The sequence below is a fragment of the Flavobacterium sp. SP2 genome, assembly GCF_057626655.1.
Genome location: NZ_JBVHBT010000002.1, coordinates 695,383 through 716,529 on the forward strand (window position 1 = coordinate 695,383; position 21,147 = coordinate 716,529).

At 31.2% G+C, this 21,147-nt stretch carries 19 protein-coding genes; 2 read left to right on the forward strand and 17 right to left on the reverse strand.

The annotated features are described in order from the left end of the window. Positions 1–15 precede the first annotated feature (15 nt). On the reverse strand, positions 16–2,526 hold the full coding sequence (locus ACZ098_RS07530) for a DUF6311 domain-containing protein (RefSeq protein ID WP_487311128.1): 2,511 nt from the start codon (positions 2,524–2,526) through the stop codon (positions 16–18). A gap of 121 nt (positions 2,527–2,647) precedes the next feature. On the opposite strand from ACZ098_RS07530, the gene ACZ098_RS07535 reads away from it, so the two are divergent. Continuing rightward, positions 2,648–3,367 (forward strand): glycosyltransferase family 2 protein, encoded by a 720-nt coding sequence (locus ACZ098_RS07535; protein WP_487311129.1) that lies wholly within the window; start codon positions 2,648–2,650, stop codon positions 3,365–3,367. 31 nt (positions 3,368–3,398) lie between these two features. Here ACZ098_RS07535 and ACZ098_RS07540 read toward each other — a convergent pair whose 3' ends face one another. The 11 genes from ACZ098_RS07540 to ACZ098_RS07590 form a co-directional block, all read right to left on the reverse strand. Beyond that, positions 3,399–4,112: a glycosyltransferase gene (locus ACZ098_RS07540; protein ID WP_487311130.1), complete on the reverse strand. Its 714-nt coding sequence runs from the start codon at positions 4,110–4,112 to the stop codon at positions 3,399–3,401. Beyond that, positions 4,100–4,855, reverse strand: coding sequence for a hypothetical protein (locus ACZ098_RS07545; protein WP_487311131.1), 756 nt, complete (start codon positions 4,853–4,855; stop codon positions 4,100–4,102). The genes ACZ098_RS07540 and ACZ098_RS07545 overlap by 13 nt, the downstream gene beginning before the upstream one ends. Then, positions 4,856–5,698: a dTDP-4-dehydrorhamnose reductase gene (gene rfbD, locus ACZ098_RS07550; protein ID WP_487311132.1), complete on the reverse strand. Its 843-nt coding sequence runs from the start codon at positions 5,696–5,698 to the stop codon at positions 4,856–4,858. Further along, positions 5,692–6,243, reverse strand: coding sequence for a dTDP-4-dehydrorhamnose 3,5-epimerase (rfbC, locus tag ACZ098_RS07555; RefSeq protein WP_487311133.1), 552 nt, complete (start codon positions 6,241–6,243; stop codon positions 5,692–5,694). The genes rfbD and rfbC overlap by 7 nt, the downstream gene beginning before the upstream one ends. 62 nt (positions 6,244–6,305) lie before the next feature. Further along, a complete protein-coding gene (gene rfbA, locus ACZ098_RS07560) occupies positions 6,306–7,172 on the reverse strand; it encodes a glucose-1-phosphate thymidylyltransferase RfbA (RefSeq protein WP_487311134.1) in 867 nt (288 codons plus the stop codon). A gap of 4 nt (positions 7,173–7,176) precedes the next feature. Beyond that, on the reverse strand, positions 7,177–8,154 hold the full coding sequence (locus ACZ098_RS07565; protein WP_487311135.1) for a hypothetical protein: 978 nt from the start codon (positions 8,152–8,154) through the stop codon (positions 7,177–7,179). Positions 8,155–8,165: 11 nt separating this feature from the next. Continuing rightward, positions 8,166–9,857, reverse strand: a complete 1,692-nt coding sequence (locus ACZ098_RS07570; protein ID WP_487311136.1) for a DUF6909 family protein — start codon at positions 9,855–9,857, stop codon at positions 8,166–8,168. Between the two features lie 43 nt (positions 9,858–9,900). Continuing rightward, the gene (locus ACZ098_RS07575; protein WP_487311137.1) at positions 9,901–10,770 is read right to left on the reverse strand and encodes a carboxypeptidase-like regulatory domain-containing protein; all 870 of its coding nucleotides are present in this window, start codon (positions 10,768–10,770) and stop codon (positions 9,901–9,903) included. Between the two features lie 33 nt (positions 10,771–10,803). Beyond that, positions 10,804–12,285 carry a GH3 auxin-responsive promoter family protein gene (locus tag ACZ098_RS07580; RefSeq protein WP_487311138.1) on the reverse strand — a complete coding sequence of 494 codons (1,482 nt, stop codon included), beginning with the start codon at positions 12,283–12,285 and terminating at the stop codon, positions 10,804–10,806. 3 nt (positions 12,286–12,288) lie between these two features. After that, the gene (locus ACZ098_RS07585; protein ID WP_487311139.1) at positions 12,289–12,639 is read right to left on the reverse strand and encodes an SdpI family protein; all 351 of its coding nucleotides are present in this window, start codon (positions 12,637–12,639) and stop codon (positions 12,289–12,291) included. A gap of 4 nt (positions 12,640–12,643) precedes the next feature. Beyond that, a complete protein-coding gene (locus ACZ098_RS07590) occupies positions 12,644–13,147 on the reverse strand; it encodes a peptidase (protein WP_487311140.1) in 504 nt (167 codons plus the stop codon). Between the two features lie 213 nt (positions 13,148–13,360). On the opposite strand from ACZ098_RS07590, the gene tatA reads away from it, so the two are divergent. Continuing rightward, positions 13,361–13,540 carry a twin-arginine translocase TatA/TatE family subunit gene (gene tatA / locus ACZ098_RS07595; protein WP_487311141.1) on the forward strand — a complete coding sequence of 60 codons (180 nt, stop codon included), beginning with the start codon at positions 13,361–13,363 and terminating at the stop codon, positions 13,538–13,540. Positions 13,541–13,701: 161 nt separating this feature from the next. Here tatA and ACZ098_RS07600 read toward each other — a convergent pair whose 3' ends face one another. From ACZ098_RS07600 to ACZ098_RS07620, 5 genes are all read right to left on the reverse strand, one after another. Further along, positions 13,702–15,828, reverse strand: coding sequence for a Tex family protein (locus ACZ098_RS07600; protein WP_487311142.1), 2,127 nt, complete (start codon positions 15,826–15,828; stop codon positions 13,702–13,704). Between the two features lie 13 nt (positions 15,829–15,841). Next, positions 15,842–17,749 (reverse strand): DUF3858 domain-containing protein, encoded by a 1,908-nt coding sequence (locus ACZ098_RS07605; RefSeq protein WP_487311143.1) that lies wholly within the window; start codon positions 17,747–17,749, stop codon positions 15,842–15,844. Next, positions 17,746–19,605 carry a DUF3857 domain-containing protein gene (locus ACZ098_RS07610; RefSeq protein ID WP_487311144.1) on the reverse strand — a complete coding sequence of 620 codons (1,860 nt, stop codon included), beginning with the start codon at positions 19,603–19,605 and terminating at the stop codon, positions 17,746–17,748. Before ACZ098_RS07610 ends, ACZ098_RS07605 begins: the two co-directional genes overlap by 4 nt. A 130-nt stretch (positions 19,606–19,735) precedes the next feature. Then, positions 19,736–20,167: a ribose 5-phosphate isomerase B gene (gene rpiB, locus ACZ098_RS07615; RefSeq protein WP_487311145.1), complete on the reverse strand. Its 432-nt coding sequence runs from the start codon at positions 20,165–20,167 to the stop codon at positions 19,736–19,738. 696 nt (positions 20,168–20,863) lie between these two features. Then, positions 20,864–21,097, reverse strand: coding sequence for a DUF2007 domain-containing protein (locus ACZ098_RS07620; protein ID WP_487311146.1), 234 nt, complete (start codon positions 21,095–21,097; stop codon positions 20,864–20,866). Positions 21,098–21,147 lie beyond the last annotated feature (50 nt).

Sequence of the window (21,147 nt, forward strand, 5' to 3'; positions counted from 1 at the left end):
ATTTTATTTTTGAAATTATAAAACAATTGTTTTTTCACATAATTTAAAATAAGCCTTTTTAGTATCGAGATTATTGATTAGAATTCCTATTTTATATTCACCTCCAGAAAGGCTGTTTTTTTTGATTTTTAATGTAAATCCAGAGTTGTCATAATTAAACTTATCATTGTTAGCCTTTGTAACATCTTCTCTTATTATCATGTCGGTCTCAAAGGCGTAATATTTATTATTTTTTATTAAAACTATCTTTATTTGTGTCTTTCTAGAATCGTTATCTTTTATTGCTGCCCAACCATTAAGTTTTAAAATATCATTTTTTAATTCTACATTTTCAACATTAAAAATAATTTCGTTAGAGTTTTCAGGTTTTTCCTTTAATAAAATTGGTGTTTTATACGTTTTTTTACCCGGCTCAGAGATTCTATCAACAGCACCTTTATGATATTTACCGTTTTTATCTTTTATTACCAATGAAATTATGTATTTATCTTTTGGTAATTTATCTGTAAAAATATCTAATTTAAATCCCGAATTATCTAAATTCTCTGCTTTCGCAGCACTTGTTACATCGCCTCTTTTTACTATTTCGGTAGGAAAAAGATAGGTGTTAGACTTACCAGATAATCCTATAAAAATGGTATCTTTAGAATTGTTTTTTACATTTTTTAAATGCGCCCATCCTCTTGCTTTTATAACATCCTCTGAATTTGAAAAATCTTCTAAATTAAATTTCATACTATCAACCGATTCCCATTGACCATTAAAAACAATGTATTTAGAAGTTACTTTGTATCGGTTTTTTAAAGAATCTACGTATTTTATATTTTCCTCTTGTTCTTTGTACTCTTTCTTTAGCTTGTTTTCTTTAGAATAAAGAAAAATAAATTTGTCTAATCTTTTAATGTTTACTTTATCTTTATAAATAAGCACATTAAAATCTTTTATGTTTTCTGCATTAGTAACATAAACTCTGTTCTTTTCAATTTCACCTCGTTTAATTTGATTCAAAATTGTGTCGTTAAATGCTCTTCCACCAGTAACATTTTCACGAGCTACATATCCTATGGAAATTGGTTTTTTGGATTGTAATGCTACATACATTAAATCTTGATAATCCATTTTATATACCATATTATTGGAATACGCAGGATAAGTAATGATTTCGTCAAAATTATCAATAATTAACTTCCATTTTTTTTCGTCTAATTTTGAAACAAAAGTGCCGCTTTTTAAATCTCTTGATGTGATAAGATTTTCAATATCATAAATTTGAAGTATCGTTAAAAATAGTAGAACAGTAGTTATAGCAATCGATTTTATTCTGGCTTTACTAATAATTATAATTGACATAATTATCATTAAATAATAAAAGGGCCAAGAAAATCTTCCAACTGCTCTAAATATATTCCCAACTTTTTTTATTATTCCCAAAGTAGGGTAAGAAAATAACACTTCAGTATTTATTGATACTGTATTAGTTATTGCAAAAATTAACATTAGAAAACAAAGTCCAAAAAGTGGTAAAACAAATAAATATTTTTTATTAATTTTCTTGGTTGCTAAATGATATATAAATATGATAATTGAAATTACAACGATTACAATTAACCCTAAACCTAAATAAGCAAATCCTTCATGTTGTTGCTCGTTAATCATTCCCAATTGAGGAATAAACTTTGAATAAAAACCATATGAATTATAAAATGAGTTTAGATTGAAGGAATAAATGGTACCATAAATATCTCCAACGTCCAAATCAGTACTGTTATTAAACTCTATCATTCCAAATAGTATCCAAAAAAGAACTGCAACTGCAATTGATAGCAATGGCAATATAAAAGCTTGTTTTACTGAAACAGTTTTGTCAAAGAAAAAATTCTTAATAGCTAGAATTACAACAAATCCTACTGTCATAATTGCTAGATAAGGATTAATTGCCGCACTAAGCAACATTAACAAACCTTGTTTTTTAAAGTTACTCACTACATTATGTGTTGTGGTAGGTTTTAAATAGTAATAAAAAGAACCTAAAAACAGCCAATGAGTACATGCCGAAGCCTGCATTCCTCTAAAAATTAAAACTGGGTTGGTAACAACAAGCACACAAGCTAAAAGAATAATGTAGTTATTTACATTATACAATTTTAGTATTTTTTTTGTATAGTAAGCTGAAATATACATGCAACTAAACAACCAAAAACCATAATATTGAAAATTTTCTGGCAAGACAGCATCAAAAATTTTAAGTAAAAATGCCATTAACGGTATTGAGTCCGTAAAACCAACATTTGTTCCTACAGGATAGTAAAAATTATCCATTTTACCCAAAGGAAATTGCCATGGTTCATTCCGGTAATAAGCTGGACCTAAATAATGTTGTCCCCAATCGTGGTAAGCATTCAACAGCCATCCTGTGTTAGAAGGTAATAAGGTAAATAATCCGTAGGCAAAATGGTAGGCTACTAATGAGATAAAAAGTAGCATTAAATACAACTTGGTGTCGTCTTTTTTAAGAAATTTCAGCATATATTTTCATAAAATAAATTGAGGTAAATTTATGTATTTATTGCATTATTATTCAGAAATAAAAAATAAAAAATATTTATACCTTATTAATTAAAAAAGTTAAATTTGAAAAAAATAATAAATGCATTTTAATAAACTATCTATTGTAATTCCTGCCTACAATGAAGGGCCAACAATTTTTAATATTTTAAATAAAATTAAAAATGTATCGCTCATAAACAATATCCAAAAAGAAGTTATTATTGTGAACGATTGCAGTACAGATAATACTGCAGCAAGTGTCTTAGAATATATAAAAAACAATGCCGATTTACAAATAAGCTTCTATGAACATGCAGTAAACAAAGGCAAAGGAGCAGCGCTTCATACCGGAATTAAAGAAGCAACTGGTGATATAATAGTTATACAAGATGCCGATTTAGAATACGATCCTCAGGAATATAATATCCTCTTAAAGCCAATCGTAGATGGCTTTGCCGACGTGGTTTATGGAAGTCGTTTTATGGGAGGAAAGCCACATAGAATTTTATTTTTTTGGCATAGCATCGGTAACAAGTTTCTTACTTTTTTAAGTAACTCGATGACTAATTTAAATTTGACCGATATGGAAACATGCTATAAAATGTTCCAAGCTAATATCATAAAACCGTTACAACTTAAAGAAAACAGATTCGGATTTGAACCAGAAGTTACTGCAAAAATTTGTAAAATACCTAAAATAAGAATTTACGAAGTTGGTATTAGTTACTACGGAAGAACTTTTCAAGAAGGAAAAAAAATAAGTTGGAAAGACGGATTTAGAGCTATTTATTGTATTATAAAATACCGATTTTTTAATTGATAACAATCCAATTTTCGAGAATCTCTTTCTGCTAATATCTTAAAAACAACAATATAATTTCTTTTAAAACTCTAATTATAGATTTCCAATTGAGTTTTGATCCTTCTGCATGCTTCCATTCCAAAAGCGGAAATTCTTTTGCGTTTTTTAATAAATCGGCGTTTTTTAATCTCATAAAAACCTCAACGTCAAAAAGCCAAGAAGTATAAAATGGTTTTGAAAAAGCTACTTTTGCTAACGAAGTTTTTACTATTTTGGCGCCACATTGGGTATCATAAATTCCTAGCTTTAGCCTTAAATTAAGTACCGTTACAATTATTCTACCAATAGCGTGTCGGTACCATTTTCTTTCAATTTTAGCGTTTAATAATTTAACTCTCGATCCAAAAATAAACTCTGATTGACTACTATTTAATTCATCTAATAACCTAACTATTTCTGAAGTTGGAGTAGAAAAGTCGGCATCAAAATATCCAATATAATCATACTTTTCTAATTCGATTATCTTGTTAACTGTTTTATAGATGGTTTGTGCTTTGCCTTGGTTTTCTGCATAATTTATAGCAAAACATCTGTTTTTATATCGCTCTTGGATTGAATTAATGAGAGCACTTGTATTGTCTGAGCTTCCGTCGTTTGCAAAATAAATATCTACAAAAGTAGCATTTACTAAATAGTTGACGTACTCTTCTTTAAGTCGCTTAGCTTCATTGTAACACGGTATGATGATGGCTATTTTTTGCATAAGCAATAGGTTGATAATCCTGGTACTAGAATTCCTAATTTCTTTAAAAACAAACTTACGATAAAGTCGGTTTTTAAAATTGTATTAATTATAAATCCTTTAGTTTTACTTCCTGTCCAATTGTCTATAGATGCCTTTTTGTCTTTTTTCAGCACTTTATCCATCCATCTAAAAAGTAGTAATGAGGTAAAGTAATAGCCTTTGTCTTGTATGTAAAATTGATTTGTAGAAAGTAAATTTTTGAGCTGAGTTAAGGTATATCTTCGGTAATGTCCTAATAAAACATCGTGACTAGAAAATACCGATTGAAAAGCGGGTACTGCGAAAAAGTAGTAATTATTCCCAGTTTTTAAGTAATTTAGAATCTCGCTTTCGTTTTGTAAATGCTCTAAAACATCCATACATAAATACAATGTAGTTGCATCGGTAGCATGATCACTATAATATTGATCTAAATTAGGAATATAATTTACTTCGCTACTGCCATAATTTGTTTTTAATTGACTCACAACTTCTGAAGTGTAGGCAGTATCTATTGTAAAATATTCTTTGGCTAAATTTTCTTCAAGAAGTGAATGGATAACATATGCATCGCCACCACCTATATCAACAATGCGCTGAATTGGAAATTCAATCTTAGATTGTTGCAATAACTTTAATAACACATTTTTCCTAGAAACTTCCCAAGGATGTCGCTCGTATTTTCCTTTATTTTCTAGTCGTGAAAATTCTGAGATATCCATTTATTGTGGCGTTGAAATTAATCGTTCGTACCACGCAGAAATTTTGATTCCGAAAACAGTTTTAATCTTGCTTTTATCCAAAACACTATAGGCTGGTCTTTTGGCTGGTGTTGGAAAACTAGTTGTGGGTATGGGTTGCAAATTTATACCAATATTGTTTACTTCAAATATTTTTTGGGCAAAGTCATACCACGAACATTGACCTTCATTGCTGAAGTTGTAAATTCCAAAATCATTTTGGTTACTTAGGACAATTTTTATCAAAACTTCGGCTAAATCAACAGCGTTTGTTGGTGTTCCAATTTGGTCTGATACTACAGATAAACTATCTCGTTCCGACGCCAATCGAAGCATCGTTTTCATGAAATTATTCCCAAATTGCGAATAAACCCAAGAAGTTCTTATAATGAAATAGTTGTCAAATGTTTCCTGAATGGCTCTTTCTCCGTCTAATTTTGTCTGTCCGTAAACTCCAGTTGGATTTGGAAAATCTTCTTCGGTGTAAGGAGTTGTTTTACTTCCGTCAAAAACAAAATCAGTAGAAATATGCAATAATATTGTTGAAAATTCTTTGCAAACTTCTGCTAAGTTTTTGGCTCCAGTTACATTAATAAGGTATGCTTTTTCTGGTTCGCTTTCGGCTTTATCAACTGCCGTATAAGCTGCTGCATTTATACAAAAATTTGGTTGGTATTGGGTAAAAATCTCTTCGCATTGCTGCTTATTAGAAATATCTAAATCGGATGAAGAACAAAAAACAAAACCTATTTCTGGGAATTTATCAGAAACAGATTGTATAGCCTGACCTAATTGTCCTTTGGCACCGGTTACTAAAACTACCATACTTTTTTAGCATTTTTTAATGTTGGAAGTACGGTGTCTTTTTCAGAAATCAATAAATCGGAAAAAGGAAAATTCCAATTGATATTAACTATTGCATCGTTGTAAATTAATCCGCCTTCTGACTCCTTGTTGTAAAAATTATCGCATTTGTAAAAGAAGGTAGCAGTTTCAGAAAGTACTAAAAATCCGTGTGCAAATCCTCTTGGAATAAAGAACTGGGTTTGATTTTCTGACGATAATACTACTGAAACATACTGACCATAGGTTTCCGACTGTGGACGAAGATCTACCGCAACATCTAAAACTTCACCTTGAATTACCCGTACTAATTTGGCTTGCGCATGTTCTCCTGTTTGGTAATGCAATCCTCGTAAAACACCTTTAGATGAATACGATTGATTGTCTTGGACAAAATGAACGTTTGCTCCTACTCCATCTAGGAATGTTTTTTCGTTAAAACTTTCCATGAAATAGCCTCGTTCGTCGCGAATAATTTTAGGTTCTATTATAAAACAACCTTTTAGTTTTGTTTCTGTAAATGTCATATTTAATGTCAAAAAAATCGAATTCAATGTCAAAAATTCAATTTATTTTTATTTTGAAAATTTTATTTTTCTTGTAATAAACTCATTAGATGAACGCCGTAACCACTTTTTAATAAAGGTTGTGCTAAGTTTTTTAACTGATTAGCATCGATAAAACCCATTCGGTAAGCAGCTTCTTCTATTGCTCCTATTTTTAAACCTTGCCGCTCTTCAATAACTTGAACAAATTGTCCGGCTTGCATCAACGATTGAAATGTTCCTGTATCCAACCAAGCTGTTCCTCGGTCAAGAATACTTACTTTGAGATTTCCTCTATTTAAATACTCTTTGTTTACGTCTGTAATTTCAAGTTCTCCTCGATGGCTTGGTTTAATATTGGCAGCAATATCAAGTACAGTATTATCGTAGAAATAAATTCCTGGAACGGCATAATTGGACTTCGGCTTTTCTGGTTTTTCTTCTATTGAGAGTACTTTTCCGTTGGCATCAAAATCTACAACACCATAGCGTTCTGGATCATGAACATGATAGGCATAAATTATTCCACCATCAGGATTGTTATTAGCTTGCAACAATTCGGCTAATCCTGTTCCGTAAAAAATATTATCTCCTAAAATTAAAGCAACTTTATCATTTCCTACGAATTCTTTTCCAATAATAAATGCTTCTGCAAGTCCGTTTGGATTTTCTTGAACAGCATATTCAAAACGGCAACCTAGGTTTTTACCATCGCCTAATAATTGTTTAAACAAAGGCAAATCGTGTGGTGTAGAAATAATTAATATTTCGCTTATTCCTGCCCACATCAACGTTGACAATGGATAGTAAATCATTGGTTTATCATAAATGGGCATCAATTGCTTACTTACAGCAAGTGTTAACGGATGCAATCTTGTGCCAGAACCTCCGGCTAAAATAATTCCTTTCATGATATTATAATTTAGATTTTGCTAATTGTTTTTTGTAAAACGATTTAAAGATCGAGAAGCTAATGAATAGGAATACAAACAAAAACGGTAGTACAAGTTTCATTTTATTATTCAGTCCTGAATTGTTTTTGATGTTAGTTGAAATACTTATATCTTTAACTATTCGGTCGTAGTTCAATACTTCCATTCGATGTTTGCCTTGTTCGGTAATTAATGCTTCTTTAGTTTTTATGATATCGTTGAGCTGTGTGTTATCACTAATATTTACAAGTCCATTGCTTTTACTAGCACCATTGGATTTTTTAAAATTTCCAAGAAAATCATCTATTTGTTTGATGATAGAATCATTCTGTTGGTTTTTAATTTTGATATTATTCAAATACTCTTTTCTCATTTTCTGAAAATATTCAGAGCTGTTTAAATAATTTAAAAGTGGTTCTACAAAAGCATCGTTGGATAATTTCTTAGTAGTACTGATTTTTAACAAATGGAATGGATAATTTTTGCTAGTTAATTTATCCTTAGCAATTTTAGTAATATCGCCATCTTCTGCCATTAATTTTATTAGTTCAAAATTTTGTTCGTTATTACTAATGAACTTGTAAATATCAACTACCGGCTCTACTTCTACAACTGCAATTTTTTGGGTTTCTTTAAACCCTAACTTTTTTAAATATACTGTATCGCCTTCCATAATTTTGGAATTCAACAGATTTATTTTAGAATATAAATAATCATTAGAACTAAAATTAGGCGTAACAATTATTTCGCTGTCATAATTTTCGCTATTGCTATCTAGAAAAATTCCCAAACCCACTCCAAAAACAAATAAAACTACAAGAAGTATTAAATTTCGTTTTAGAAATAAAATTCCATTAAAAACCGAAGTAGCACAATTCTCGAAAAACTCGCCTACTTTTTTTGAAATTTGAGACAAGTCAATTTCTTGATTGTCGTTATTGACTTGAGGATTTGAACTCATAAAAAGTGAAATTAATTTACGTTAAAAATTTGTTCTAATATTTTAATTGTAATCAAGTACGTAGGCTTTACTCCTGTTGTTCCCAATCCTCCAGAAGCTAGTGTGCTTCCTGTTTCTAAAGGATTATCTGAGGCATAGTAAGCGTATCTAACTTTTACATTTGGATTGATACTTTTTCTAATTTTAGAAGCACTTTGAATTGCCTTTTGATAATAAGAACCTTCCATTTCCAATCCAATTGCAGCCCAAGTAGATTCGTGAAAAAACTTAAGCAAATCTCTGTTTTGCAACGATGTTCCTAAAACTGTAACCATTGGTCCAGCAAATACTGGAATGTCATTTCCTTCGAACATTTCAGGTTTTAATTCGTTTTCAAACGAGTAGTTGTCGGCAGTTCCTTCATTAATGTGCGCATTTGGAATCATGATATCGCCCTTTCCACCTTCCAAAATTCCGGCTTTACCCATAATAGAAACCGATTCAACATTAATAAACGTTTTGTTTTTTCCCTCTTTATATGGTTTTAACAACTCGTCAATAGTTTCATAGGCTTGTTCTCCAAAGGCATAATCCATAACTATTAAAACTGGTGCTTGTTTAGCAATTTTAGCCTTCGGAAACGATGATTTAGTCCAATCAATCTTGCCTGTATCAAACAATTGTACATCAATATTGGTTCCTGAAGTATCTGGTATAAATATCATACCTTGTTTCATAGCCGCTTCGGTTACTTTATCGCGAACATCATGAGCACCTGGCTTGCTAAGTTCTTCGTAAATGTAGAAATCAGACTTGTCTTTGAACTTGGCTTTATGCACATTTGGAGCAAAAATAGAGTTCATAACACTGTGCATGTTGGCCGAAATAATATGTATTGGACGCTCTAAAAGATCATTTATTTTAAGAACTTCTTTAATGTTATTGGCCCAAATTTCTCCGTGAATGTGATGTCCAAGTCGCTCTCTTAAAATTGGACTAAAAGTAATTGTACGTTTGTTATTATCAATTACTTCTTCAATAGCTAATTTCCCTAACCAATAAATTACATGAAGAAAGCGATCTGGTTTTTCGGTTGTAGCAAAAGCATCATAAATATCTAAAACTTCAGAAAACGTTCTTCCCAATACATTGGCCGTATGTGAAATGGCTTTTTCTTTTTCGATTAAAGTTAGTTTCTTCGTTTGTAACGCTGCTTGTTCTAGTTTTTGCCAATCGCGAGTTACTTCGTTATTGTTTTCATCTATTAAAACCCGATCTTTTATCTTGTGTGATTCGATGAAAATAAAGGTTAAGTGCGTTAGAATATCATAAATATCTGATCGGCCTCGGGTAATTTCAACGTTCATTTGCTCTTCGTCAATACGGTAGCAATTTCTTCTACGTTTAGGAGGAACAATAGCTTTGAAGTGCGATTTAGAATAGCCTTCGTCTGAAGTTAAGTTGATGTAACGGCATTCTTCAATTCCAACAGGAAGTCTTTCAATTACATACAAAAGTCCTGATAATTCTACTTTTTCTTCGGCAATACTACCGTAAATTTCTGGTCGAAGCGCTAGTAATGCTTCTCTTAAAGTGTCTCCTGAAACACCCATTGGTTTATAGAAACCTCTGTTAAATAAATGCCTCATGGTAATGTACAATCGTTCGATAGCTGCCGACGATTCTTGCGCTCTAGAACGCGAAATGTTTTTAATTTCCTTCATTAAATTTTGTTTTTCTAACCTGCAAAGATAGGGTTTTTATATTTTAGTTGGTTAGTATCAATGTTATTGCTGGCTCGTTTACCATCATTTTTTCTCCTGGTTTACCATTAGCTTTGGCTTGTTTTATCCATTTTCCACCAGAGTAACTGTATAAAAATTCTCTTTCTACATGATTGTAAAGCAGTAACGGAAAATAAGTTGTTGTAGTTTTTGTTGTGTTCGTATTGGCGTCGATGGTAGTTTTTTCTACTTTATTTTTTTCGATTAATAGCTTTTCAAATCCTACAAAAATTCCTGTTTTAGGCATTCTTAGGTTAAAATCGGCCACATTAATTAGAAATTTTTTTGTTCCACTTTTTACTGTTACGATAAAATCTTTTTCCAGCAACTCTTCTCCTGGAAAACCATTTGCATCTACAGCGTAAAAATGAACTTTTACGGTTGCGGTTTCAATTTTACTATCCGTAAATAAAGATACTTTTTTAATGTATTTTGTTTTACTATACGATGGCAAATACGGGAAAAACTTGGTGTCTAATTTTGGGCCATTTTCAAATGCTTGATAAGTTGCATTTTTTGTTTTTCCGATTTCAATTTCCTTGGTTTCTAGTTTTTTAGAAATGACTACTTCGTCCAACTGAAGCTCTTCTGTTTGCAATTTTACCTCCATATTGTTTGAGGCTTTTACTGTTATCTTTTTAAATCCTAAAGCAGAAAAAATCAGATTTTTATTTGGTTTCGTATTGATGATAAACGATCCATTTTCCTCGGTTGTTGCTCCAATATTTTCATTTTCAACCGCAATATTTACATAAGGAATGGGTTGTCCGGAAATGCTGTCTTTTACAACGCCTTTTATTTGAGCGGAGATTGAAAATGATGCTAATAATAAAATGTAAAGTAGATTTTTCATAATTTTTTGTAATACCTAGTAGGTTAAAAACCTTTAGAATAATTTATCAGCGATAATTCTGTCATTAGAAAGTCTAGGAATTTTGTTTTGACCTCCTAATTTTCCAATAGATTTCATGTAATCTTGGAATCCGTTTTTAGAAACTTTTGTAATTACTAATGTTCTTAAAACGTTTCCAACTAGTAAATCATCGTAATACGAATTCTGCTTTCGCATGGAACTGTCTATAGCTAAAGCAAATGTTTCTAAATCTTCTGGTTCATTTTCAAATTCAATAAACCATTCGTGATAAGGCAAACCAGAAGCTGGATTTATTTGCGGCGCAACTGTAAATTCATTTACTCTGACAGAAGTTTTTTCCATTGCTTCTTGTAAAGCTGTTTCAACTTCTTTACCTATAACATGTTCGCCAAAAGCCGAAATGTAATGTTTTATTCTACCAGAAACGATAACTCGATATGGTTTTAAACTTGTAAACTGAACAGTATCGCCAATATTATAAGCCCAGAGTCCGGCATTGGTAGAAATTATCAAAACATAATTCACGTTAAGTTCTACTTCGCCAATTGTATATCTTCTTGGATTGGTTGTAAAAAACTCTTCGGATTTTATAAATTCGTAGAAAATTCCAGCATTTAAAAGCAACAACATTCCTTTTTCTTTTTGCGAATCTTGGTAGGCAAAAAATCCTTCGGAAGCAGGAAATAACTCAATCGAATCGACTTTTCGACCAATTAAATTTTCAAATTTTGCGCGATACGGTTCATAATTTACGCCACCATAAATAAACAAATTGAAGTTTTTAAACAATTCGCCAACCGGTTTGTTGGATTTTTGACTGAGCTTTTCGAAATACATTTGAACCCACGACGGAATTCCAGAAATAACCGACATGTTTTCGTTAATGGTTTCATCAACAATGGCGTCAACCTTGGTTTCCCAATCTTCAATACAATTGGTTTCCCAAGAAGGCATTCGATTTTTTTGTAAATATTTAGGAACAAAATGCGCAACAATACCGGATAATCGACCTAGTTTTATTCCGTTTTTTTCTTCCAAAATTGGACTTCCTTGCAGGAAAATCATTTTGCCATCTACAAATTTTGAATTTCCAGTTTCGTGAATGTAACTCAAAATTGCGTTTCGTGCCGCTTGAATGTGAAAAGGCATGCTTTCTTTAGTAAGCGGAATGTATTTGGCACCCGATGTTGTTCCAGAAGTTTTAGCAAAGTACACTGGTTTTCCTATCCAAAGTACATTTTCTTCGCCTTTTACAACGCGGTCTACATACGGTTTTAGTTGTTCATAATCTCGAATTGGAACATGACTTGCAAAATCTGAAAAGGATTTGATGTCGGAAAAATTATGGTCTGTTCCAAACAGAGTATCATTTGCCTTGAGCACTAAATCCTGGAAAACTCTTTGTTGCGCTTCCACAGGATTGGAAGCCCATTTCAAAGTTTTTTTATGAATTTTCTTTGCGAATATTTTGGCCGCTATCGATTTTATTGACATGAATTAGGTGTTGGGAAATTTTGATTTTATAGCTTTTTCTGTAAAATAAATGATGTACACTATCGAAAATAGTAGTATGCTAAATCCAAGTATTGTTTGGCTTGAACTGTTTAAAACAAAACGTTTTTCTATAATAAATACAAGTACTGATAGCATGCCGCAATGCCACATTTTGACCGCTGCAAACTTTTGTGCAAAATCCCAAGTTTGCTGCGATTTCATTGAATTTGTAGTTTTGTATCCATATACAACGTTAATTTTTTTCGGAGGAAAATAATACAACAATATGCCGAAACAGAGGAACAAAATGGCTAGGAACAAAGGCATTTCTAAAAGTTGGTTATAAAAATCCATTGTATTATTTATTAGTTTTTTTTACCTTTTCAGATTTTAATTTTGCTTCTTCATCGGCAACTTCCTTTCGTAATTTAAGTTCTGCTTCGGTTGCGGTAAGTTGCAAATCGGGTAAAGTATCCACAGAAATCGCTAGAATGGAATCTTTATTGACTTTGGCATATTCCAAATCACCATTCAGTACTTTTTTTATTGATTCGAGATAGATTTCGTTTTTTTTGATTGCAAAAGCTAAAGAATCTGATTTTAATGCTAATTCGGTCGCCTCTTTTTTAATTTTGGAAGAAGTGTAACCCGGAATATATTCTCGTAAAGGTGTGAAAGCTATAATAAAAGTAGTTACTGTGATGATCAAAATTGCACCAATTGTTGCCACCACAAAAACATTCATTAAGGTTAATTTTAAAGAAAAAATTTCTTCGAAAGTATCTTCGTTCAAAATAACCAAACGATTTTTTGTAAAGAGTTTTTTTCTTAATACTTTCTTTTTTAAGCGTTTTTCAGACATAGCATTTGATAATATACAAATATAGAAAATTTAGTTGTGCTGATGTGTTTCTTGAAGATTAAGGTTTTTAAAATTCAATATTAGTGCGAAATATGTTATTTAACGAAAATTAACTATAAATATTTGGATTAAAAATAAAACAATATCAATTTCTTTTTACCTTTGTGGCTTGTAACTGATTACAAATTTGCGAAAGCAATTAATATATAGCTCATGGGAAGATTAGGTCCAACAGAAATAATTTTGATAGTTTTGGTAGTAGTTTTACTTTTTGGAGGTAAAAAAATTCCAGAATTAATGAAAGGATTAGGAAACGGAATTAAAGAATTTAAAAACGCTTCTAAAGAAGATACTGCAACTGCAACTTCTAAAAAAGAAGAAACTAAAGAGTAGGTTTTTTTATTTTGGGAAAACTAGGTGTTTTAGAGATTATATTAATTCTTGCGATAGTAGCAATACCTATTATTGTAATTTTGATTATAATTTTTTTAAGAAGAAATAAAAAAGACTTAATGTAAAACAAAAAAAGCAACTTTATGAGTTGCTTTTTTGTTTTATAAAATCATCGTCAACTGAATTCGTTTTCTGTCTTCATCAACCTCTACGACTTTTACTTGAACGTGTTGGTGTAGTTTTACAACTTCGTTTACATCGGACACAAATCCTTCTTTAAGTTGCGAAATGTGAACCAATCCGCTTTCTTTGATTCCGATATCAACAAAACAACCAAATGCGGTGATGTTATTGACAATTCCGGGTAAAATCATTCCAGTTCGCACATTTTTTATTGAAGTTACCGTTGGGTCAAATTCGAAAACCTTAGCGGATTTTCTTGGATCTAATCCTGGTTTTACCAACTCTTTTAATATGTCTTTTATTCCCAAAATTCCAATGGTTTCGTTGGTATAATTCTCGGGTTTTATTACTGCTATTTTTTCTTTATTGGCAATTAAGTCATTGGTTTTTAAACCTAAATCTTTTGCCATTTTTTCAACAATTGGATAGGCTTCAGGATGTACTGCCGAATTATCTAACGGATTTTTTCCCTCTTTAATTCTGATAAAAGCTGCAGCTTGTTGATACGCTTTTTCTCCTAAACGCGGTACTTTTTTAAGCTGTTTACGATCTTCAAATGCGCCATTTTCTTGACGAAAAGCCACGATATTTTCGGCCATCTTCTCTCCTATTCCAGACACATAACTCAACAACGATTTGCTCGCTGTGTTGATATTGATTCCAACCGAATTCACACAACGAACTACAACCGAATCCAATTCTTCCTTCAATTTTACTTGATCTACATCGTGTTGGTATTGCCCAACTCCAATAGATTTGGCATCAATTTTTACCAATTCTGCCAACGGATCGGAAAGTCGTCTTCCTATAGAAACCGAACCACGAACGGTAACATCGTAATTTGGAAATTCGTCACGAGCGATTTTGCTAGCAGAATACACCGATGCTCCAGCTTCTGAAACTACAAAAACTTGTATAGGTTTGTCGAATGCAATTTTCTTGATGAAGAACTCGGTTTCGCGAGATGCGGTTCCGTTTCCAATAGAAATTGCTTCAATATTATAGGCATTTACCATCGAACGGATTTTTTTCATCGCCATTGCACTTTCATTTTGCGGTTGATGCGGATAAATGGTTTCGTTGTACAATAAATCGCCTTTTTCGTCAAGACAAACAATCTTACAACCACTTCTAAAACCAGGATCAATGGCTAAAATTCGTTTTTCTCCTAATGGTGGCGCAAGTAAAAGTTGCCCTAAATTATTGGCAAAAACATCAATTGCCGTTTTATCTGCTTTGGCTTTGGCTTCTTGCAATGTTTCGTTAGAAATTGCGGGTTGCAATAATCGTTTATAGCTGTCTTCTATAGCTAGTTGAACATGATTGATCGACGGACTGTTGCCGTTTTTGATAACCAATTCATCAATTAGATCATAAACTTCATCAAGATTAGTTTCAATTTTTAGTTTTATATAGCCTTCATTTTCTGCACGCAACATTGCTAATAATCGGTGCGATGGCGCTTTGGAAATTGGTTCTGACCAATCGAAATAGTGCTTGAATTTTTGAGCTTCTTCTTCCTCGGCTTTCTTTTTTACCACTTTAGTTTCGATTACTGCTTTTCGATTGTATAATCTTCGTAAGCTTTGACGAACGGCAATATTTTCGTTAATCCACTCGGCAACAATATCCCGAGCGCCTTGCAGTGCTTCCTCTTCATTTTCTACATTATTATTAATGTATTGCGTTGCAAGAAAATCTACATCGTCATTTTTTTGCGCCAAAATTAATGTTGCTAATGGTTCTAATCCGTTTTCTCGAGCCACATCGGCGCGCGTTTTTTTCTTCTTTTTATAAGGCAAATACAAATCTTCAATTTCTTGTAAATCGAATGATTTTTCTATTTTAGATTTTAATTCAGGCGATAATTGTCCTTGTTCTTCAATGGTTTTTAGAATGCTCTCTTTACGCTTCACAATTTCGTCGAATTGCTTCGAAAGTTTGGCAATAGCTTCTATTTGAACCTCATCTAGATTGCCGGTTTGGTCTTTTCGGTAACGAGAAATAAACGGAATAGTGCAATCTTCTGATAGTAATTTTAAGGTTGCTTCAATGTTTTTTGGCGTAGTGTTTACTTGGCTTTGTATGAATTGTATTTGCGTCATTATGTAAACTAAATTATTTTTTTGGTTTTAAAACTAAGCTCGCTTTAGTAAAATCTGATGCTGCATTGATAACTTTTCTATATTCTGAATACAAATTTTTATCGTAGGTTATGTTGTCATAATTCTCGACAATATCTACGATTACTTGATTTCCTTCTACTTTTGCAGTAGATTTAAAAGCACATTCTTGACCGTTACTACTCGTCATTTTTTTATCGATAAGTAAATCATTATAACTTTCAACTTCGTAACCTGACGGAATGTTGAAGACGATTTTGTGCTTGTAAATTTTAGCATAGGATAAATCAACATCAAATTTTCGTTCGGTTTCTTGATATAAATCGGTCTGTTTTCCTATTACTTTTCCAAGGTTAATAATAAGAAGATTTCCTGCATTTTCAACTATTGATTCGATTAATTCGGCATTCAAATTCATGATGTATGGTGTATTTGAATGGTTGTTTTTAAATTCTTGATTGTCAAAAGTATATTTTAGTAATTTAATATCTAATTCTTTAAAAGTTCTAGCTTTAATAAAATCTACAAGTTCTTTTTCTTCTTCATTTTCCTTATAATATTTTACCGAATTTCTTAGCAATTGTGCTTCAAATCCTTGAGTAGCATAGGTTTTATCGACAGTAGCTTTAGCAAAATCTTCCGATAAGGTTACCGAACTTTTAGACTCCATAATTGTAAAACTCGCTGGTGCTGTAGAAAATGTAATTTGTTCACCGGTATAACTTTTTGCTGGATTGTACAAAATTCCTTTAGAACCTTGAATTTCATACATTGGATATCCATACGACAAGTATTTCTCGTAAGGCGATACAAATTTTTTAGTTTCTGGAATGTAATACATGAACTCGTGAGTAAGCGGCACAACATGCTTGGATGTAGAAACTTCTCCAATAAAACGTGACATTCCAACAGCAATTTGATACGGAATTTTTAATTCTTTGAAAGCAAATCCATACAAGTCAAAAATATCGCTTGCCGTAAGTTTGAGTTTACCTTCATTTAAGTTTTTAATTCTTTTCTCTTTTTCTCCACGCCATACAAAGTCAAAATTTTCTTTTATGTATTCGTCAATTTTAGTGACTTTCTCGTCGGTTGTACCAGTAGAAACATTTAGATTTTCGATAAAATCTTTGGCTTGTGTTTTTTTAAAATTGGTAAATGTTGGCTTCTTAAAAAATTGTGGTAAGAATGAACCCCAAACTAAGTTGTCTTGTCCAGGAACGCTAATCATGTAAATCAACTTGACTAAATTCTTAATATTTTTAGAGTTTTTTTCTTCGATAAATGGTGGAATATTTTCGGCAACGGCTATAGATTTTCCTTTTTCAACTTTCTTTCCAAATTCGGAAGACGCAAAAGTTTCAAAAATAACGCCGTCTTTACTTGTAATAAATTCTGCATATAAAACAGGTATGTCTTTTTGATAAATTTCTACACCATAAGGACTTGGCATTTCTTTTAGTATAAAATAATATTCTAGAATATCTCCAGCTTCTACACCTTCAAAAACAATAGATTTTACTTTATCAATTTCTGCTTCAACGATTTTGTCTTCGGGCAAAACTTTAATTTCACCATTAGGCTTGATAATTCTAGCATGAAAATCTCTTAAGGTTCTAATATACCCATTGTCTTCGGCTTTAATTTTATTGTATTTATTAATTTCTTCCGCTTTGTTTATTTTAATTGCACAATGATTCATTACAAATGATGCAAAGGCATAATAACCTACTCTTGTGTGTATCCAACGCTTGTCTAATAACACAACTGCTGGCTGGTTTTTATACTCTTCTGGAATTGTTTTAAAAACAGGTTTATCGTCCCAAGAATAGCTTTTTATTTCTTGTGAAAAACTAGTAATGGTAAGTAACAACAAGGTTAGTGATGCGATTTTTTTTATCATTTGGTTAGAATTATAGATTGGTTGTATTGTTTGTTTAGTGTTTTTATAAAGTTGTTCCATTTTTCAAAATCTGGTTTTTCTAACAATAAGATTTTAGATTCTACCTTTTGTATTACAATTATTTTATTGTTTTGAACTTTGTATTGAACATCAAACGAAGCCAAACTAGTTTCGTTTTTAGCATTTTCGGGCATGAATTCTACTTTATATTCGTTAGGAATTTCATATTGATACTGTATTTCATAGGCATAGTTGTATCTTTTTTCTATCGGAAATTTTCTTTTTTCAATATCTATTTGAGTTTCTTTTAGAGGCAAAATAATAATCGGTTTTAGCAATAATTTTCCGTTTACATTTTTTACCGCATCATCCAATTGAAAAGAAAATTCGGCTTTTGACGGTTGTAATTGATAATCGTTTTTAGATAATGTTGTAGGTGATAAAATTATCTTAGGATTGGATTCGTTGATCACATCTTTCCAAATCTCGTTTTGTTTTTGAGCGTAACTCGAAAGAAAATTTAGTAAATCGCTTTTAGGATAGCCATTAATTAAGGCAGAAGCAGTTCCTTTTAATGATGTTCCTTCAATTTTTAAATCCAATGCTATAGTTGTTTTGTTTTCTGATGCTGGAATTACAGGAACTTTTTCTATTTCAAATTTTTCTGATTTACCAATCAAGGCTTCTTTTCCTTGAATCATCGATGTAGGCATTGGAAACGGACAAAACTTATCGGTAGCATCAATAAAATAATTTTTCCCATCCAAAATTAAATTGGTTATCATGTGATTGTCTACTTGTGGTGTTGGAACATCTTGATAGGTATATGGTTTTGCTCTTGTTCCTATCCAAGTTAAACTGGACTTTAAATTAGCATATTTAAACATTTCATTCAAAATATTAGCCATGTCCTTACAATCGCCATACAATTTCGAATATACATCGGCCGCTTCTCTTGGTATAAATCCGCCCATTCCATTTTCAAAGGCAACATAATGCAAGTTTTGTTGTGCCCAATAATAAATGGCTTGTGCCTTTTCTACATCAGTGGTTTTATCTTTTATTAAGTTTAATGTGGTATTTTTTAGATTGGTTTGATCGGTTTTATTAATGTCTTGTACTAATGAATTGTACCAATTGTATAAGTTTTGAGTACTGTTTAAAAGTTCTTCTTGAACTCCGTTCTTGTTGTATTTTTTTATGTAATAAATAATATGAGGTTGAACATACAATCCGCTTGGCATGTCTTCTTCTGCTTCAAATTCTGGAATTTCAGTACCAGTCCAAGTATAGGTATCTATTGAACCTGCAGTGGTTTTGGTAAATTCTATTTTATCTTGATGATCACCAAAAATCTTGTACCCAAGTTCAATATTAGAATCACATCTAACAGTAAGTTTGCTTGTTTTGGTTTTTATAGGATTTTGAAATCTAAAATAAGATAAAAATCGCGGTTGTTTTAATTTGTTTTTATACGAATACTCAATTACCGAATTGTCTTCTACCATAGGCATAAAAAACTGCTTTATTTTGGTATCGCTTTTAAAAATATTATCGTGTTCCGCATCAAATTCACGAATAGAATAGGAAGATAAACTGTGCTTTTTATTAGTTTTTAAAATGGTTGTAGATCCTTTTATATCTGAAACCTCATTAAAACTATCGTATGGAATACTAATTACATATTCGCTTTGGTTTTTGCTTTTAGCAATCAACCTGCTTTCGTTAATAACGGATTGTATATCTAAACTGTTTTTATTAGAAATGGTAACAATTTCGTTTTTATAGATTATATGAGATTTATCTTGAGCATATAAAGAAGTAACTGCTAATAACAGAATATAATACTTTCGCATAGTTTTTTTTAAAAGTAAAAATAAAAAAGTTTTTCAGTTGATAACTATCAAAAATAGAAATAGTACAGAAAATAGCTTAAAATCAAAGATTCCATTTATTTTCTATACTACTTGATATACTGGTACTGTATTATTGACAAGCTATTTTATCAACTCGAGTAGCGTGTCTTCCGCCTTCAAAATCGGTAGTTAAAAAAGTATCTACAATTTCTACAGCTTGTTGAATAGAAGTAAATCGCGCCGGAATACTTACCACATTTGCATTATTATGTTGGCGCGCAAGCGCCGAAATTTCTTTAGTCCAACAAAGTGCAGCACGAATTCCTTGGTGTTTGTTGGCTGTCATAGCAATTCCGTTTCCGCTTCCGCAAATTACAATTCCTAGTTCTGCTTTTCCAGAAGTTACATCGGTTGCAACCGGATGACCAAAATCGGGATAATCAACACTATCAAAAGTATCGGTTCCGTGGTTTAAAATTTCGTGTCCTTTTTCTTGTAAATAAGCAACAATTGCTTTTTTATAATCTGGACCAGCGTGATCGTTTCCGATAGATATTTTCATAATAAATTGTGTTGTAGTTGTGGAAACAAATTTAGGTATTCTTATTTGTATTTCTATTTGATTTTTACCAAAAATATAACTCACTGATTTCCTTGTATTAAGGAAAAAGTGTTGATAACAATTATTTATAAGTAGTTGTAAATCATTACATTTTATTTAATTGAAATGTTAAAATTATACATTGTTAATAGTAATTTGTAATTCGTTGATAATCAGTTAACGTTAAGTTAACATTAATTGTTAACAACTTTGAATAGAAATTTAGAAGTTTTTCTTGGTTGTATGTAAATAAATTGTAATCAAAAATTGACTTTAAAAATCCAAATATAGTTTGAGGAATTTTTAGAAAAGTTATCAATACAAAATTTTAGTTTTTCAACAGAAATCAACAATCAAAGTTATCTACAAAAAATAGTATTTTAGACTTGTTAACAACTGTTGATTGTTTCTAAAAATAGCTTCAAAATGAACGATTTACTTTCTTAAAAGTATGTTAATAAATCGGTATAAAAAACTACAACTTGTAAATCAAGTTTTAAAATTTAAAGTTATTGTACAAATTAACACGCTATAATAACCACCAAAAATTTAATTAAATTTAAAATCTTTTTTTGTTGTATTTAATATATGTTGACAACTTTCAAAATTTTTAGAGAAAAAGAATTTGAGATTCCTACGGAATGATAAAATTGTATTTTAGACAATATCTAAATTAGTATTTAAATCGTTTAATATTTCTTTTACAATTTCGATATCGTTGGGATGAATTTTTAGATGGATGCCGCCGTATGCAAAACTCGCTAATGGATCGATAGCTATTAAATTTTCATTTTGGAAAAAATACTCTATTTCTCTGTGGTCTAAGACCGATTTTAAAACTGTAATTTCATAAGCAAAATTGAAAGTAGCGATTGTAATGAATTCAGTCATTTTAATTTTTTTATAAAGGTACAAAAGTTATTTTTTCAATAAATCTAATC